This window comes from Amycolatopsis sp. NBC_00438, from assembly GCF_036026695.1.
In the GTDB taxonomy this organism is placed as follows: Bacteria; Actinomycetota; Actinomycetes; order Mycobacteriales; family Pseudonocardiaceae; genus Amycolatopsis.
In genome coordinates this window covers 9,526,112-9,540,939 of record NZ_CP107923.1, presented here as the reverse complement: position 1 = coordinate 9,540,939, position 14,828 = coordinate 9,526,112, and the positions used below count along the sequence as shown (strand labels likewise).

16 protein-coding genes are annotated in these 14,828 nt (G+C 67.0%); 6 read left to right on the top strand and 10 right to left on the bottom strand.

Annotated features, from left to right (window positions below; genetic code table 11):
* Window positions 1-238: 238 nt before the first annotated feature.
* The 3 genes from OG494_RS44090 to OG494_RS44080 all read right to left on the bottom strand — a co-directional run bounded on the left by OG494_RS44090 (window position 239) and on the right by OG494_RS44080 (window position 1,899).
* On the bottom strand, window positions 239-1,237 hold the full coding sequence (locus OG494_RS44090; protein WP_328449127.1) for a helix-turn-helix domain-containing protein: 999 nt from the start codon (window positions 1,235-1,237) through the stop codon (window positions 239-241).
* 162 nt (window positions 1,238-1,399) lie between these two features.
* Window positions 1,400-1,558: a hypothetical protein gene (locus tag OG494_RS44085; RefSeq protein ID WP_328449125.1), complete on the bottom strand. Its 159-nt coding sequence runs from the start codon at window positions 1,556-1,558 to the stop codon at window positions 1,400-1,402.
* Between the two features lie 41 nt (window positions 1,559-1,599).
* Complete coding sequence (locus OG494_RS44080) at window positions 1,600-1,899, bottom strand: hypothetical protein (protein WP_328449123.1); 300 nt, start codon at window positions 1,897-1,899, stop codon at window positions 1,600-1,602.
* A 164-nt stretch (window positions 1,900-2,063) separates the two neighbouring features.
* Between OG494_RS44080 and OG494_RS44075 the strand changes: the two genes are divergently transcribed.
* From OG494_RS44075 to OG494_RS44060, 4 genes are all read left to right on the top strand, one after another.
* Window positions 2,064-2,261, top strand: coding sequence for a hypothetical protein (locus OG494_RS44075; RefSeq protein ID WP_328449121.1), 198 nt, complete (start codon window positions 2,064-2,066; stop codon window positions 2,259-2,261).
* Window positions 2,262-2,435: 174 nt separating this feature from the next.
* Window positions 2,436-2,663: a hypothetical protein gene (locus OG494_RS44070; RefSeq protein ID WP_328449120.1), complete on the top strand. Its 228-nt coding sequence runs from the start codon at window positions 2,436-2,438 to the stop codon at window positions 2,661-2,663.
* Window positions 2,660-2,857: a hypothetical protein gene (locus OG494_RS44065; protein ID WP_328449119.1), complete on the top strand. Its 198-nt coding sequence runs from the start codon at window positions 2,660-2,662 to the stop codon at window positions 2,855-2,857. The genes OG494_RS44070 and OG494_RS44065 overlap by 4 nt, the downstream gene beginning before the upstream one ends.
* A gap of 303 nt (window positions 2,858-3,160) precedes the next feature.
* A complete protein-coding gene (locus OG494_RS44060; RefSeq protein WP_328449117.1) occupies window positions 3,161-3,544 on the top strand; it encodes a hypothetical protein in 384 nt (127 codons plus the stop codon).
* Here the strand turns inward: OG494_RS44060 and OG494_RS44055 are convergent.
* The 7 genes from OG494_RS44055 to OG494_RS44025 form a co-directional block, all read right to left on the bottom strand.
* A complete protein-coding gene (locus OG494_RS44055; RefSeq protein WP_328449115.1) occupies window positions 3,541-7,449 on the bottom strand; it encodes a hypothetical protein in 3,909 nt (1,302 codons plus the stop codon). The two genes, OG494_RS44060 and OG494_RS44055, sit on opposite strands and share 4 nt — an antisense overlap.
* A gap of 293 nt (window positions 7,450-7,742) precedes the next feature.
* Window positions 7,743-9,083 carry a hypothetical protein gene (locus OG494_RS44050; RefSeq protein WP_328449113.1) on the bottom strand — a complete coding sequence of 447 codons (1,341 nt, stop codon included), beginning with the start codon at window positions 9,081-9,083 and terminating at the stop codon, window positions 7,743-7,745.
* Between the two features lie 353 nt (window positions 9,084-9,436).
* Window positions 9,437-10,048 carry a hypothetical protein gene (locus OG494_RS44045; RefSeq protein WP_328449111.1) on the bottom strand — a complete coding sequence of 204 codons (612 nt, stop codon included), beginning with the start codon at window positions 10,046-10,048 and terminating at the stop codon, window positions 9,437-9,439.
* Window positions 10,045-10,374 (bottom strand): hypothetical protein, encoded by a 330-nt coding sequence (locus OG494_RS44040; protein ID WP_328449109.1) that lies wholly within the window; start codon window positions 10,372-10,374, stop codon window positions 10,045-10,047. Before OG494_RS44040 ends, OG494_RS44045 begins: the two co-directional genes overlap by 4 nt.
* Before the next feature lie 155 nt (window positions 10,375-10,529).
* On the bottom strand, window positions 10,530-11,942 hold the full coding sequence (locus tag OG494_RS44035) for a DNA primase family protein (RefSeq protein ID WP_328449107.1): 1,413 nt from the start codon (window positions 11,940-11,942) through the stop codon (window positions 10,530-10,532).
* Complete coding sequence (locus tag OG494_RS44030; protein ID WP_328449105.1) at window positions 11,939-12,313, bottom strand: hypothetical protein; 375 nt, start codon at window positions 12,311-12,313, stop codon at window positions 11,939-11,941. The genes OG494_RS44035 and OG494_RS44030 overlap by 4 nt, the downstream gene beginning before the upstream one ends.
* A gap of 298 nt (window positions 12,314-12,611) precedes the next feature.
* Window positions 12,612-12,806 carry a helix-turn-helix domain-containing protein gene (locus OG494_RS44025; protein ID WP_328449103.1) on the bottom strand — a complete coding sequence of 65 codons (195 nt, stop codon included), beginning with the start codon at window positions 12,804-12,806 and terminating at the stop codon, window positions 12,612-12,614.
* A 106-nt stretch (window positions 12,807-12,912) separates the two neighbouring features.
* Between OG494_RS44025 and OG494_RS44020 the strand changes: the two genes are divergently transcribed.
* Both OG494_RS44020 and OG494_RS44015 read left to right on the top strand, forming a co-directional pair.
* A complete protein-coding gene (locus OG494_RS44020; protein ID WP_328449101.1) occupies window positions 12,913-13,662 on the top strand; it encodes a hypothetical protein in 750 nt (249 codons plus the stop codon).
* The gene (locus tag OG494_RS44015) at window positions 13,662-14,792 is read left to right on the top strand and encodes a tyrosine-type recombinase/integrase (RefSeq protein ID WP_328449100.1); all 1,131 of its coding nucleotides are present in this window, start codon (window positions 13,662-13,664) and stop codon (window positions 14,790-14,792) included. Before OG494_RS44020 ends, OG494_RS44015 begins: the two co-directional genes overlap by 1 nt.
* Window positions 14,793-14,828: the final 36 nt, after the last annotated feature.

Here is a 14,828-nt window from a genome sequence, read left to right as displayed (position 1 = left end):
TTCGCGACACCAAGATCACCTGAAGACCACTGGTCGAGCGTTTGCGCAGGTCAGGGCTTAAACACGCGTCCGATATAGAAATGCGTGGAGCCGTGTGTGTGGGTCTCCGTAGTGGATCTTAAAAGATCATCTTGACCCTCTGTTGTTGATCACCAATATCTGGTTGGTGACCAACCAACGTAGATCATTTAGATCTTGGGCAGGAAACTTCCTGCGATCCCAGGAGATCCACATCTGATCAACTAGCGGCCTTGGCCTGATCGAGTCCGTCCCTGTACTCATGGGTCCACTCAGCACCCTGCTGGTCCTCAGGGAGGTTGTCGAGGCCGGTGCTGAGGTGATCGACCGCGTCGCCGTGGTCGCCTAAGGCTAGGTGTGCGAGACCGCTGTTGAGGCGGTGGAAGGTGGGCGTGAGCCAGTACGCGGTGGGTGGTGGCTCGTCGCGTGCTGCCTCGTCGAGCATCCCGTCTGCCTGGTCGAGCAGGCGAAGAGCAGCGTCCCGCTCGTCGATCTTCGCGTACCCCTGCGCTGCCTGAATGGCGTCACCGATGCGCTGGGCCACGTGCGCGCCTGGTGTGTGGTACGCGGTGAGGAAGCCGCGGATCATGGCGCGTGGTCTACCCTGCTGCCGTGCGAGGTAGCCGCGGAAGTTGAGGGCCTGCGCTGCGAGCGTGCCGTCTTCTGCCTCGTCGGCGAGGTCTTCGGCCTGTCCCAGCAGGCGCACGGCCTCAGCGTCCCGTCGAGCCTCGGCGTGCAGCCAGCCGGCGAACTGCACGTGCTCGCTGGCCACGCTCGCCAGCTGTTGCCTGAGGGGCCCGTTCACCTCCTTCAGCAGGTCGGTGACCATCTCCGTCTGCGCGAGGGACGCGGGGATGAGCGGGACGGGTCCGAGGACGTCGTCGAGACGGCGTTGTGCGGCGAGACTGTCGGCGAGGGCGGCGATCGCGGCTTCGTCGATGCGGCCGGGGAAGCGCACGGAGTAGGTGATGCGGTCGCGCTGGTCGGCGTTGAGCGGACCGACGTCGAGCGTCTTCGGCGGCAGGTACTCGAGGAGCCGGCCGTGTGCGCCGAGCTCGTCATCGAGGCGCGCGGCGGTGGCCTCGTCAACGCGCTGCAGCCCGGACTCGTACCGGGAGATGGACGACACGGACATGAACACGCGCTGAGCAAGCTTGGACTGCGACAGGCCGGCCGCTTCGCGGAAGCGGCGGAGCGCGTCGCCGAACGTCTCGGCCATGCGGTCACCTCGGTTCGCGGAGTGCCCCCCGCGGATGCCCCCGGGAGCTACCCGGGGGCGTTGTCCTCCGCGAAGAGGATCGAACCATCCTAGCCGACAAAAGGGGCACCCACCGTGGGTGCCCCTTTTTCCCGGCGCCAGGAAAAAGCCTGGTCAGGATGGTTACGGGGTCCCGGTCCCCTCGGCACGCCGATGGAAGTTCTCGTGCCAGAGCAGCGGGCCCGAGATCGTGTCGAGCGCCTTCATGTAGGCGCGGGTACACGCCGGGCAGAGGTCCTGCGGGGTGATCCAGCCGTCCGCCAAGGCCTCGACGCAGGTCAAGCCGCCAGTCGTCTCCGCCGTCCGCGGACACCTCGAGGTCGTCACTTCGAGCCTCGCGCGAGGTGTTCGCTGATGACTTCGTGCGCTTCCGCTTCCTGCCCCCCAGTGAGGGGAACGGGTCGCGACGGGACGCTGTTCATGATCGACCAAAACTCGGCCTTCGCATTGTCCCAGGGGATGTCGTTCTCCTCGACCCGGCGGATGAGGTCAGCCGCCTTCGCCACGGCGGCTTCGTGGGCGGCACGGTATGCCGCCCACACGGCGGCCTCCTCTTCGCGGGCGAGCTGCCATCCGATGAGCTGGTAGGGCAGCCGCTGCGGCTCTGGTGCATCCTGTTGCATGGGTCGGACCTCTATTCCGATCAAGGTCCCCGGGTTGGTGTTCCAGCACCGCCGGGGGCCGCCCCCTACTTGCTACTAGATTTTCCGTATGGACGAAAACTAGCAGGACTGTCTACACGGGACAAGCGTTTCCGTATAGACGTTAATTACGGTATGGTCTCGCCATGAGCGAGGAGAAGCGCAAGCCGGGCCGGCCCCCCACTGGGGAGACACCGGTCCGCAGCGTGAAGATGCCCGACGAGCGCTGGAACTCTCTCGGAGACAAGGCCAAGGACGTCGGGTCCGACCGTTCCAAGGTGATCAACGAACTCGCCGCATGGTGGACCCGCGAGGACGGAGCCGAGCTCCCCGAACGGCCGTAGCGCCACGGAAACACCTCCTGAACAGGGTGAACGTCACGTGACGTGACACGCCTCCTTGCGTTTCTCCCCAGAGTCCCCCGGTCGGGATCGATCTTCTACACCGGCCCTTTGCGCGTACCTTTGCGCAAAGGGCAACCCCTTCACCTGCGGTAATGCCACGTCGATGCTCAGGACATGGCTGAAGAGGACTGGCGGATGGTGCGGACGATCCGCACCCGCGACACCGCAGGGCACCCGGTAGAGATCACCGTTGGCCTGGTCCTGGTCGACGGCCAGCCGGAGCCCGCCATGCGCGTCGATGGCGGCCCCACCGTGCTACTCCCCCTGCACCAGGTCGGCGGGGAACTCCTCGCCGCGATCCGGCAGATGCTCATGGACTGGTACACGCGGAGCCAGTCGTGAGCTCCGCGGTCCAGGTCTACCGCCACGCCGAGCCGGGGAAAGCCTTCCCGCTGTCGCAGCTCGCGCCGCTGGACGTCAGCAAGAACTGGGACGAGACCACTCGAACCCGTCGCACCTGCCAGGGCTGCAAGCGCGTGTTCCTCCACGCTGGCGCCGCATGGGCGTGCGAGCGCAGCCCTCACCAGTTCACCTAGTCAGCCTGGTCGCCGTGCCGTGGCCCCCCGACCGGCACGGCGGCCAGGTGTCGACCGCTCCCATGAGCGGAACCGGGAGCGGCGCACTTCCTTTCCACCCCGATCGGTGTGCGTCGCTCCCACCCGGACTCCGTCCGCCGCGTGATCCCTGTGGCAACCAGGGTCTGCCTCACGCGGCGGGCGGACCGGGGCCAGTTGACAGAAAGTGGACAAGAAGGTCACGGGCCGATCTCGCAGGCAACGCACCGCATGATCGAAGCGACCTAGCTGCGAGACGGCCCCCGCCCCGAGGAGTGAGCGATCGTGACCACGAACGTGCGGAACTTCCTGTACATCGTCGCGACGCTGGCGTTGATCGGTGGCATCGTCCTGCTCGCCACGCCCGTGTCGAGCGTGACCAGCGGTGACATGACCGTGAGCTGTGGGACCGCGTGGGCCCCTGACACCTATCAGGCGGGCCTTGATCAGTTCGGTGCAGCAGTGGGCAACGCCTTCCAGGGGCGGTCCTACGCGAGCAACGCGTACGACGGCTACGCCGCGAGCTGCGACAGCGCCATCAGCACGCGCCGCGTGTGGGGCTACGCGATCGGCATCATCGGTCTCCTGCTCGGCGCCGGCGTCGCGGTCGCGGCGAACCGTCGACCGGAGGACGCCGCATCCCCGGCCGACGGCGCGCCTGCGTCCTAGAGCCTGCCCCCCGAGCTCTCTGTCGTGATGCTGTTCATCGCAGCCTTGACCTGACCGAGCATGGCGCCACGTTCCATGTACAGCTTGCCGTTGATCTCCCGGCTTCCGGTGTCCACGATCGCGGTGACGATGCGTTCCGTCATGTCCCGCATTCCCCGGAGCAGCTGGTCCTCCTGCCCGGAGGTGCGGACGTTCTCCGGCTTCCCGGTGCCGTTCCACACTGTCGACATCCCCGGCGGCAGCGCACCACCGTTGTCGTACGCGCGCGGCCTCGGAAGACGTGCGTGCCCGCCGGCCGCCACCTGACCGCCGTCGGCGTACCAGTGCGGCGTCCGCGACAGCCACTTCGAGTACGCCTCGATCGGACTGTTGTGGTACCGGGCCTTGATGTACCGCCCACCGGCGACAGACTGCAGGTACGGGTCTGACGTCTTCGGGATCCCGTACCCGCCCCACGTGGAGTCGAGGAACTGGAACATCCCGTAAGCGGTCGACACCTTGTTCTTGACGGCGTTCTGGTAGCCAGACTCACCCATGATCAGCGCGTTCGCGGCGTCCCACTGCGGGCCGACCCATCCGAACATGTTGGCGAACACGCTCTGCACGATCGCCTTGTTCGCCGCCCGGTCACCGGAGACGCCACCGACCGGGCCGATGGTGATGGGCGGCGGGGCCACGTACTTCGGCAGCGACGGCGGGGCGGGGAAGCCCATCACGGTGCGGGCGTTCACTGATGACTGGTAGCCGACGCCGGCGCCGGAGAACAGGTAGTTGATCCCCGCGCCGTCGACCTGCCCGCCCTGAGCGTACTTCGGGAGCTGGCGCTTCTGGACAGCCTGCATGAACCCTGGGCCGTAGTGGTCCACGGAATCGACGGGCATCATCCACTCACGACTGGAAGCCCAGATCAGCTGGTCGTCCGCGCGAGGTGCGCCAGCGCCCGGAATCTGGCCACCGGCAGCGAACGCGTGCGAGGCGTTCGGGGAGATCGAGCCGATGTGACCACCGAACTTGTCGTCATACGCCCGATTCAGCTCGTCGAAGTTCGCCGACGCGACCGCCGTCATGGAGAACTTCCAGTCGGGCGGGATCTCCCCCAGCTTCTTGAGCAGGTTCGAGGCCTGGTCCGTGGTGAGCCCGAACTTGTCCGCGGTCTGCTGAATCAGTGCGTTGTACCCCGCCGCGGTCGGCCCGTACTGCTTGTTGATCGCGTCCGCGAGGGAGAACAGCTGTCCCAGGTTCCGCCGGCCGGCTTCGGTGGTGATGTCCAGAGACCTCGAGGTGTTCGCCACCGCGTCGTTCAACGCCTGGTTCGCGGTGGTGAGCTGATCAGAAGCCTGCTTCTGCTGGTACTGCGCATCCCTGACGGCCTGGTGGGCGCGCTGTTGCGCATACGACGCGTCCGCCACGCCCTGCTGGGCCCGGATGACAGCGCGCTGCGCCTGCTCCACCCCATACGAGGCGTCCTTCACCTGCTGCTGCGCCGCCACCACCTGCTGCTGCGCAGACACGACTTGCTGCTGCGCGGAGACAACAGACTTCGAACCCTCAACCCCGCGGGCATCCGCGGCGGCAACATCCTGCTTCAGGTTCGCGCCACTCTGCAACGCCGCGTTGAGAGAGTTCTGCGCCGACAGCAGGTCGATCGCAGCCTTGACCCGGTCCTCGTTCTCCGCCGTCACCGGACCAGAAGCAAGCGCGCGAGCGTTCGACCCGTTGATCTGCAGGTTCCCCGCAGCCGTCTGCGCGTCGAACAACCTCACCCGAGCCGACGCCTCGGACGTGAACTGGTCGTCCAGCTGCTGGTGCATGGCCTTCAGGTCGCGGACAGCCTGCTGACGGGCCTCGTTGAGGGAGACCTGCGCGTCCCGTTCCTGCCGCTGCGCCTCCACAACGGACCGCTGAGCATCCACATAGGACCGCTGAGCGGTCTCCACGCCATGCTGGGCATCCGCGACGCCCCGCTGGGCATCCGCGAGGGACCTCGCTGCGGTTTCCTCGCCATGCTGCGCGTCAGCGATCGACCGGCTAGCGGACGCCAGGCCGTGAGACGCCGTCGAGACTGAATTGCGAGCCTGAGCAACCTGCTTATCGGCTTGACTGAACGTCTCGTCGATCGCGGCGCCAGCGTTAGCCGCCCCGAGGGTCGCTTGAGCGAACTTGAGTTGCACGTCTTGCAGGCCAGCCGAGGCGTCACCGGATGCGGCGGCGACACCTTCCAGGCCGAAGATGGCAGCCTGCTGAGAGATCCCGAACATGAGGCCCGCGTTAGCTGCCGCGTCCAACCCGGCCTTGTCGTGGGTCAACGCGGCCGCATGATCCCTGAGCGACCCCGAGCTCTGGTCCGCGATCGTCTTCTGGTCCTTGAACTTGCCGATCAGGTCCTGCAGGTGGTTGAGGAGCTCCTGTGCGGCCTGGCCGGTGTCGTTCAGTCCAGAGTCCACCTGGGAACCGCCGGCGACCGTGGTGTACCGGTGGTTCGCGTCGATCACCTTTTGGATCTTCGCGGCGAGCGAGTCGTAGGCGCCCCCACCCGCAGTGATCGCGCCGGTGAGGTCCTTCTGCGAGATCCCGAACTGCCGCGCCGAGTCAGCGGCGTTCTTGAATTCCTGGTTGGACTGGATCGCGCCGATCACCGCAGCGTTGACCGCGCCGTTCGAGGCTTGCAACGCGCCCGCCACACCGTCCATGGCGCCAGCGAGCTCCTGCGCCGAGTCCGACGAGCTGCCCATGGTCCCCGACAGCAACACGAACCCAACGGTCGCCGCGGCGAGAGCGATACCCACAGGCCCTGCGAGCGACTCCGCAACCGCGGCAGTCCCCACCGAGGCGGTAGCGGCGCGGGCACCGAAGCCCTGCATGGAAATTCCGGCGGCGGTGGCCTTGGCGGCACCCGACTCCATCGCCACGCCCATGGTGAGGATCCGAGCGGAAAGGGCTTCGATGCCAGCCGTGACGACGCCGGCGAGCTTGAAGGCCCCCCACGTCGCCAACGCGGCCGTGCCGACGCCTCCCAGCAGTGGCGCGAGCGGTTCGATGACTTGCGCGACAACGGTGAGGATCTCCGCGACGGCGGTCAGGGACGCGGTCAGGATCGGTATCGCCCCGGATGCCAGACCGGCAGCCACCTGAGTCACGCCGGAGATCGCCACGCTGATGTCCTGGCCGCTCGCGGCCCACACCTGCGCCAAGTCGTTGACCAGCGAGATTCCCAGCGTCAGAACAGACGAGAGGATCTGCCCGAACGACTGGACCGACGCGCCGTACGCAGCAGAGTTCTGCCCCAGGCTGGCCAGCGACGTACCAACCGTGGTGCCAAGCTGCCCAGCGAGCTGCTCCAGGGAATGGAACACCGGAAGGCTGTGCTCCATCGCGCTCGTGGCGCCCGGCATCACGTTCGTCGCGAACAGCGAGACGCCGTTCGTCAACGCCCGCAGGTCCGGGCCGGCCGCGGAGAACGCGCGCTGCATCTGCGGCTGCAGGGCTTCGAACGTGTGCCCGATCTGATTTCCGGACGCCACCAGCTGTGGCACCAGCTGGCCGGTCGCGGTCTTGGTGTCCGCGACAACGTTCGACCACAACGTCTTGTAGGTCTGCTGGACCTGCTGGTTCGACGCCTGAGCCGTCGCTGCCACACCGATGAACGCAGACCCCAGCCCACCGAGGATCGCGGCCCCAGCGAGCGGTGAGGCCGCCGCAATGCCTGCGGTCATCAGCGTGAACCGGTTGGTGAAGCTGTCGAGCGCCTTGTCGGACTCGTCGGTCTTGACGTTGACCGTCGCGGTGGCTTCCTTGCCGTCGAGCCGGCTGAGCCTGGCTTCGAGACGGTCGACTGCGTCAGCCGCGGTCAGGAACGTCTTACTTGCTCGGTCCAGGGCGACCACTGAGAAGCTCAGGTCACTCATTTACGACCTCCAAGATCGTTACGCGTCACGTAACGTGACGCGTGACGGGCCATTGAAAACGCCTCTGACCTGCGGCTTTGGGGGCGTAACGCGTTTCCAATGGCGTCACACGGGGATAAATGCGAGTAGCCGTGTGTGTGGGTCTCCGGATCCAGGCTTAAAAAGATCTTGCCTGCATTGATCGTTGATCTTCGGTGATCCACAAGTGATCGACTTGAGTGGTCCGACCGCACCGGGACCGCGCGTGCGCAGGTCCCGGTGCGGCCCGACGTGGCCGGCATGCTGGCCCCTGCCTAGAAGGCCGGCGTGCTGAGGCCGCTACCCGTGATCGACTGCATCCCCGCGGGGAACCGCCGGAAGCTGTAGGCGAAGTACCCGTAGAGCACGAGGAGCACGCCGAGGCTGGCGGCCTTGGGCTGGTCGGCGCGGATGTAGACGGGGGCGTTGGGGTCTTCCCACAGGTGGCACTCGTCGGCGGGGACGACGTAGATGGCGTCCTCGTTGGTGCCGGTGCCGCCGGCGGTGCCGAGGTTGTTGTCGACGACAGCCTGCATCCCGTTGGGCAGGACGCCCCGCGAGCCGCTGCCGTACTTGACGGCGTTGTTGACGCCGCTGGACTGCGGGTCGATGCCGGGCTGCTGGATGGTCGGCCAGTTCGGGCCGACCTGGGACTGCATCCAGTACCACCGACGGGAGTGCATGATCACGTGCGAGGGGACCGCCTGGCCCAGCAGCGCCGCCTCGACGCCTGCCGCGGCACCCAGCAGCTTCGGGTACAGCTCCCCCACGGTCGGGGACGCGTCGGTGTAGGTCGTGGTCGTCGCGAGCGCAGCGAGCCCCGTGGTGGACTGGTTGATCAGCGTGTTGTCGAGCGTGGTGGCGTAGCGGCGGAACAGGTCGCCGAGGGTGACCTCCTCGATGCCGGTGCCTCGCTCGATCGCCTGCCGGGACAGGGTCTGCTGACCCGACGCGGTCTGGACGTTCTCCGTGAGGAGCGTGTCGTCCATGTCCGTCTCCGAGACCGCGGAGTTCTCCGACGCCTGCAGCGCCACCGACGAGGCGGTGGTGATGCGGGAGATGTTGACCGTCATGCCCTCCGACGGGAGGTCGTGGTGGTTGCAGATGTCCGCGAACGGACGCATGTTGGCGACGGCCGGCGCGTACATGTCCGTCAGGTACTGCGGGACCACCAGGCCGGAGAACGCACCGGTGCCAGCCGCGCGCTGCAGCTGCTGCCCGCGCTCCACCTTCTCCTCACTCATGTGTCGGGCGAGGCGGTCGATGGCGTCGGGATCGCGGGTGAGGAACTGACGGGCGACGTCGCGCAGGAAAAGCGAGCCCTTGCGGTCGCTCTCCCTCGTGTACGTGCGGGGTTCGGAGCCGACGCGGGCGACCTGGTCGTAGGCGCTCGCGGTCGAGCGTGCCGCGCCGGCGCCGGCCGCGGGGGCGGTGATCTGGGTGTCGAGCTGGTTCCGCTGGGCGAGGAGAGCGTCGAACCGGGCGGTTTCCTCGGTGGTGAGGGACTTGTGCCCGGACCGCTGTGCCGTCTCCACAATGGAGCGGAGCTGTCGAGCGATGCTGTCACGGTCGGCGCGCAGGGTTGCAACATCGACCGCCGGAGCGGTGAAAGTCATGATGAGGCCATTCAGGCGGGCAGGGCGAATCGACGCCCGGCGAAGGGACGAATCCGGAGTTCGCACCTGGCTTTGCTCTACCGCCGCGTTCTGAGTGACGTTCGCGGGAGCTCTGCGCCTTACCTGACTCTGAGTGGTCCTCGTAGGGCTGGCACCTAGGTCGACCCGTTCGCTTGACTCTGAGTGGCCCCTGCGAACGGATCGGCCCGATGTAATTCAGTTGGCCGGGCTCAGTCCCCGTGATCACGCGGTCATCTAACGTGAAACGCCGGGGCACCGGCCGGTACTACCTGTCAACTTCGGCGTGGCGACGAAAACCCGCTTCTGCCAAAATCCATTGTGCCCTAACGGAGTCAGGTTTCCAAACCCGACACGAGGTAGTTCAGGCCGTCTCGCAATTCGACCCGGCCTGCATTCCGTAAACGCTGCAGCGCGGTGCGGACAGCGGAACCACCGAACCGCGCGGTGAGGTCCCGAGTAGGCACTCCGGCCGAGCCGCTCTCCGCGAGCGCAGTGAGGACGGCTTCCGTGCGGCGGCCCTGGTGGTAATCCTGCTCGACGGCGGCGAGAGGGGTACTCAGATCGTGAGTACCCCTGGCGGCGACCAGCGGGCGACGGCCTCGCTCGGCGACGACCTCGGCGACTAGGTCCCGGCACACCGCCCACACCGCCCGGATCCGCGGAGAGCGACGCACGGACAGCTCCGCGCCAAGGAGGACGGCCTCGATGTGGCGGACGTCGTCCACAGTGCACCGGGTGAGGCTGGCCTCGAGCGCGCCGGCGGTGCCGCCGATGGTGGCGAGTGCGTCCCAGAACGCGGCGACGGTGGGCAGGGTGACGCGGTACAGGTCCGCGGCGTGCCCGCAGGAGTTCCGCCACTCCTGGTGCTGAGCGCTCGACATGCCGGCAACGGTGGCGATGACGTCGAACTCACCAAGGGACCGCGTGACGGTGGCCGCGGTCATCGGCCAGCCCTGTCCTGCCGCGTGACGGTGAGCACCGTCGTCCTGATCTCTCGCCACAGGTCCCGGTTGAGCTCGGTCTGTGCGCGGTGCACCGCGCGGCGCACGAGGGCGAGCACGAACGCCTGTTCCTCAGCGCCACAGCTGGTGACGGCTCGCGTGAAGCCGCACAGGTCTTCGTCGTACCCGACTTCCGAGAGGGCGCAGAAGACGGTGGTGATCGCCGGTACCTCGAGCGATCGGGACAGTTCCGCTGCGTCGGCGCGGAAGGCGACTATCTGGTCTACGTTCATCGCCGCTAGTGCGTCTGCGATGCGCCGATCGTTCACGGGTCATCCCCTTCTAATGCGTCTGTTGATCAGGCTAGAACTCGTGAAGGCCGAACGACGGTAGTGAACGGTTTTGAACCTTTTTCCGTATCCCCCGCGCGCACACATATAGGGACTCATACGGAAAACCCTTCTAAACCGTTCACTACCGCAGGTCATGACCACATTGCCTCGGTCTCTGCTTCACTTGCCGAGAGCGCCACGCCGACGTAGACGTACGCCCCGCCGGTCCCCCGCTTCTTCTCGAACAGGTTGCCGACTCTGCGGCCAAAGTCGGCCTGCGTCATCGGCGGGTGACCGTGCTTCATCGCCCACCCCGCCCATGCCTCGAACAACGCCTTGGCCTTGACCTTCACCATGGGCCCGGTAACGCACTCGTCGGCCATGAACTGAGCGAGTGGGTCGCTCTCGTTCCGGTAGGCCTCTGTGCGCTCCAGGACGGCCGGAGGCGGGTTCAGCCCTTCCCGCTGGTAGTCCTCCCACCCGGCGTACACCCACGCCAGCACGGCGGGCAGCTGCGCCTTCAGCTTCTCCGGCAGCTTCACGTCGGGCTCTTCGACCGTGACGTCGAACGGGACGACGCTGAGCCGTCGCCACATCGCCCGGTCGTCGGCGGAAACCCGCGGCGGGTGGTTCGTGATGTAGAGCATGCTGTGCGACGGAGCGAACTCGAACGGGTTCTCCCGCATGCGGTTCGCGCGGATCTTGTCGCCGCCGGTCAGCCGCTTCACGGTGCCGGCCGCGATGACGTCCCCTTCGTCGGTTTCCGACGTGACGACCAGGCGTGCGCCGTGGAGATCGGCCAGGAACGTTGCGTGACGCTCGTGCTTCGTTTTCATGATGAGTTTCGGGTCGACCGTGATGCCGTAGTCTCCGAACGCTGCGAGGACCGCGTCGACCAGGACGGACTTCCCGTTGCCGCCTGTGCCCGTGAGGATGGGCAGCATGTGCTCCCGGACGGTTCCGAGCATGGCCACGCCGAGGACCCGCTGCAGGTACTGCCGCACCTGTGCGTCGGGGAGCACTTCCTGCAGGAAGGTGTTGAACAGGTCCGAGTCGGCATCCGGGCGGATGCTGGTGCCCGCGCACTTCGTGATCATGTTCGCGGGCCGGTGGGGCTGCAGTTGCCCGGTCTCCAGGTTGAGCGTCCCGTTCAGGGCGTTGAACAGGTGAGCGTGAGCGTTCGTCTGCTCCGCGGAGACGGTCATGGGCTTCATGTACTTGGCGAGCTCGAGGACTCCGACGACACCGCCGCTGCTCTCGCACTTCCGGACATCCCCGAGAAGGGACTCGCGTTCCTTCGCCTGCAAGTCGACGCTCTCGTGACGGATGTCCTTCAGCAGGCTGATCAGGCTGCGCCTGGCCTTGCCGTCCTTGTCCTCAACCCAGTGTGTGCCGGTCCACTGGTGCCAGCCGATCCCGTGCACGTACAGAAGCTTTCCCGTGCAGGCGTGGACGAAGCGCTCCGCGATCCGGAGTTGTCCGGTGTGCAGTTCGCGGTGAAACGGTAGGACGTTGGCGGTGGTGTCTGCGTCCAGGTTCGGCGGGGAGGCAGATTCGACGGTCATGCAGCACGTCCTTTCCGGTGGGCGTTCTCAGCCTCGAATTGCGCCCAGGACGCGGCGGCGCGGGATCGAATCTGTTCGGGCGTAAGCGGTTCTGTAGTCGGCGCGGCGCGTCGACGATCCAGCTCGGCGTAGCTCGGCGCGCCAGCGAGCCCGACAGAGAGCGCGGAGATCGCGGTGGACGTCTCGCGGAGGTCGGAGCGGTGGGTCCACTCCACCCACTCGGCGAGAAGGTCATCGATGTGCGGGGACAGGGTGAGCAGACGCCAGCAGGATGCGGCGTGCACGAGGGACGCGCGGCGCCTCGGGTCGTCGGCCGGGAGCGCCCGCCACTCGTCGCTCCCGTAGGGCGGAGGCTTCATGAGGTCGATCACGTCGGGTCACCCCTCTCCATGAGGACGGCGATCACCACGTCGCTGATCAGACCCCGGGCCGCGAGGTGGTCGAACGCGGCAACGTTGGCCGCGGTCGTGGCCCGTGACTGCCGAGGGACGTGAACGCACCAGGGATCGCGTGGGCCGGACTCGAGCGGCGGGAGTCGGCGGGAAGCGTCACGCCGTCGTCGGAGCTGTTGGGGAACTGAGGGGCCACCGTTTACGCTTTGCCCATCGTCGTGGTGGACGTGGTGGTCGGACGGGGTCCCCTCGGGGCCCCGTTCGTCGTCTGGGGGGTTCATGCCACCTTCCCCCCGTTCGCCTCCTCCTGGAGTCCGCGCAGCCATTCGGTGACGATCTTGGCGTCGTACAGCACACGGCGGCCGCACTTGAATGAGGCAGGGCCGGAGCCGACGTGCCGCCAGTAGCGGACGGTTTCCGGGCTCGTGCGGCAAAGATTCGCCACTTCAGCGGTAGTCAGATATTCGGGCATCGCCCGATCACCTCCGAGTAGGTTGCTTGACATACTCGACGCTAGCCAACGTTTGTAGGCGAGTACTACCGTTGACCTACTCGGTATTTCGTGTAACCTACTCGGCATGAGTGACGGAGAGTTCGGGGACGGCGAGTTCCGCGTCAGGATCGGCAACGGCGGATGGCTTCTGATCGACGCCGCCAACCTGCCGGGGCCGCTGTACCTGCGTCTACAGGACAGGAACGGCCGTCTGTGCGTCGCCGAGTTCTACCTCGACGCACAGGAGGGGGCACCGATCACGCCGCAGGACCTCGCGTCGATTCCCGTCGCGCGCATCGAGTCGGCGGCCAACGCCTTCTGGTCGGACAAGATCCGCGACAGCATCGGCCGGCCCGCCCCGGACCTGTCCACCTTGGCGACATACTTCGATCTTGGGCTCGGGAACGCCGCGCCGGTCGCGCGACAGATCCGGTACGGCAACTGGGTCGTGCAGTCACTGGCGACACAGAAGTACGTGCCTGCCGGCGAGGTGCGGACCACTCTCAAGATCGACGACGACTTGAGTGTCGAGTTGGCCACGGTCGACCGGCGCACCACCTCGCAAAAGTGGTCGCAGATCCGTGCCTCGGACCGACAGTTCCGACTGACGCCCGACCAGGGGCCGACGGAGGGTCTGACGGACGAGTTCTTGGCACTGATCAAGCGCGCGTACGACGCCGCGCGCGCGCGGGGGGAACGGCCGAATGCGTCGATCCGCGAGCAGCTCGGCGGGGACACCCGTGGGATCTCGCTCAAGACGGTTCAGCGATGGGTCTTCACGGCCCGACAACGGGGGATCATGCTCCCCCCATCACGCAAGGGAGCGGCTAGCTGATGTCCAGCGTCAAGAAGCGTCCGAACGGCAAGTGGAGAGCTCGGTACCGAGACGACGCCGGCAAGGAACACGCCCGCCACTTCGAGCGGAAAATCGACGCGCAAAAGTGGCTGGACCAGGTCACCGCGAGCGTCGTTACGGGGCAGTACGTAGACCCGACCGCGGGCCGCGTGACCTTCACCGACTACTTCGAGCAGTGGGCCGCCCGTCAGGTGTGGGTCGACGGGACCGAGAAGGCGATGCGCCTCGCCGCGCGCTCGGCGACCTTCGCGGACCTCGAGCTCCGGAAGATCCGACCCACGCACGTCGAGCAGTGGGTCAAGGTCATGAAGGACGGCGACCCGCGCCGCGAGAACTCCCGCAAGCTCGCGCCCGGCACGATCCACACTCGCGTGAACAACGTGCGCGCGGTCCTCAGGGCAGCTGTCCGAGACAAGATGATCGCGTCCGACCCGAGCGAGGACGTGACCCTGCCGCGGCGGCGGAAGGCCGAAGCGGCGATGCAGCTCCCGACGACGAAGCAAGTCGGCGCACTCCTGGCCGCGGCGGACGACACCTTCGGGGTGTTCGTCGCGCTGTGTGCGTTCGCCGGCTTGCGGCTCGGCGAGGCCGCGGCCGTACGGGTGGGCGACGTCGACTTCCTGCGCAAGCGGTTGACCATCTCCCGGCAGGTGCAGCGGGCCACGAAGGGGCAGGTGGAGATCCGTGCGCCGAAGTACGGCAGTGAGCGGACCGTGTTCCTCGCTCCCGAGCTCGTAACGGCCCTCTCAGCGCACGTCGGCCGTCTCGACGGCGCGGGACCCGACCGGTGGCTGTTCAACGGCGAGAACGGCAATCCGCCGCATCAGAACACGGTCGGCTACTGGTGGCGGAAGACGCTCCGCGACGCCGGCCAGACCGGGATCCGCCTGCACGACCTACGGCACCACTTCGCGTCGGGCCTGATCGCCGCGGGGTGCGACGTCGTGACCGTGCAACGCGCCCTGGGGCACGCCAGCGCCACGACGACGCTCAACACCTACAGCCACCTGTGGCCGAGCGCCGAGGACCGTACGCGCCAGGCTGCCGCGGGCCTCATGGCCGGAGCACTGAAGGCTGCGGACCAGGTGCGGACAGCGGTCGGCGAGTAGCCAGCAAGCGGCAGGTCAGAGGCCGATTTCCCCGCG

What these genes read in the sequence shown, in the direction of transcription:
- OG494_RS44045 (WP_328449111.1), bottom strand. Translation starts at nt 10,048, where the DNA reads ATGACCGCGGCCACCGTCACGCGGTCCCTTGGTGAGTTCGACGTCATC.
- OG494_RS44055 (WP_328449115.1), bottom strand. Translation starts at nt 7,449, where the DNA reads ATGAGTGACCTGAGCTTCTCAGTGGTCGCCCTGGACCGAGCAAGTAAG.
- OG494_RS44035 (WP_328449107.1), bottom strand. Translation starts at nt 11,942, where the DNA reads ATGACCGTCGAATCTGCCTCCCCGCCGAACCTGGACGCAGACACCACC.
- OG494_RS44050 (WP_328449113.1), bottom strand. Translation starts at nt 9,083, where the DNA reads ATGACTTTCACCGCTCCGGCGGTCGATGTTGCAACCCTGCGCGCCGAC.
- OG494_RS44090 (WP_328449127.1), bottom strand. Translation starts at nt 1,237, where the DNA reads ATGGCCGAGACGTTCGGCGACGCGCTCCGCCGCTTCCGCGAAGCGGCC.
- OG494_RS44080 (WP_328449123.1), bottom strand. Translation starts at nt 1,899, where the DNA reads ATGCAACAGGATGCACCAGAGCCGCAGCGGCTGCCCTACCAGCTCATC.
- OG494_RS44025 (WP_328449103.1), bottom strand. Translation starts at nt 12,806, where the DNA reads ATGCCCGAATATCTGACTACCGCTGAAGTGGCGAATCTTTGCCGCACG.
- OG494_RS44075 (WP_328449121.1), top strand. Translation starts at nt 2,064, where the DNA reads ATGAGCGAGGAGAAGCGCAAGCCGGGCCGGCCCCCCACTGGGGAGACA.
- OG494_RS44070 (WP_328449120.1), top strand. Translation starts at nt 2,436, where the DNA reads ATGGCTGAAGAGGACTGGCGGATGGTGCGGACGATCCGCACCCGCGAC.
- OG494_RS44015 (WP_328449100.1), top strand. Translation starts at nt 13,662, where the DNA reads ATGTCCAGCGTCAAGAAGCGTCCGAACGGCAAGTGGAGAGCTCGGTAC.
- OG494_RS44020 (WP_328449101.1), top strand. Translation starts at nt 12,913, where the DNA reads ATGAGTGACGGAGAGTTCGGGGACGGCGAGTTCCGCGTCAGGATCGGC.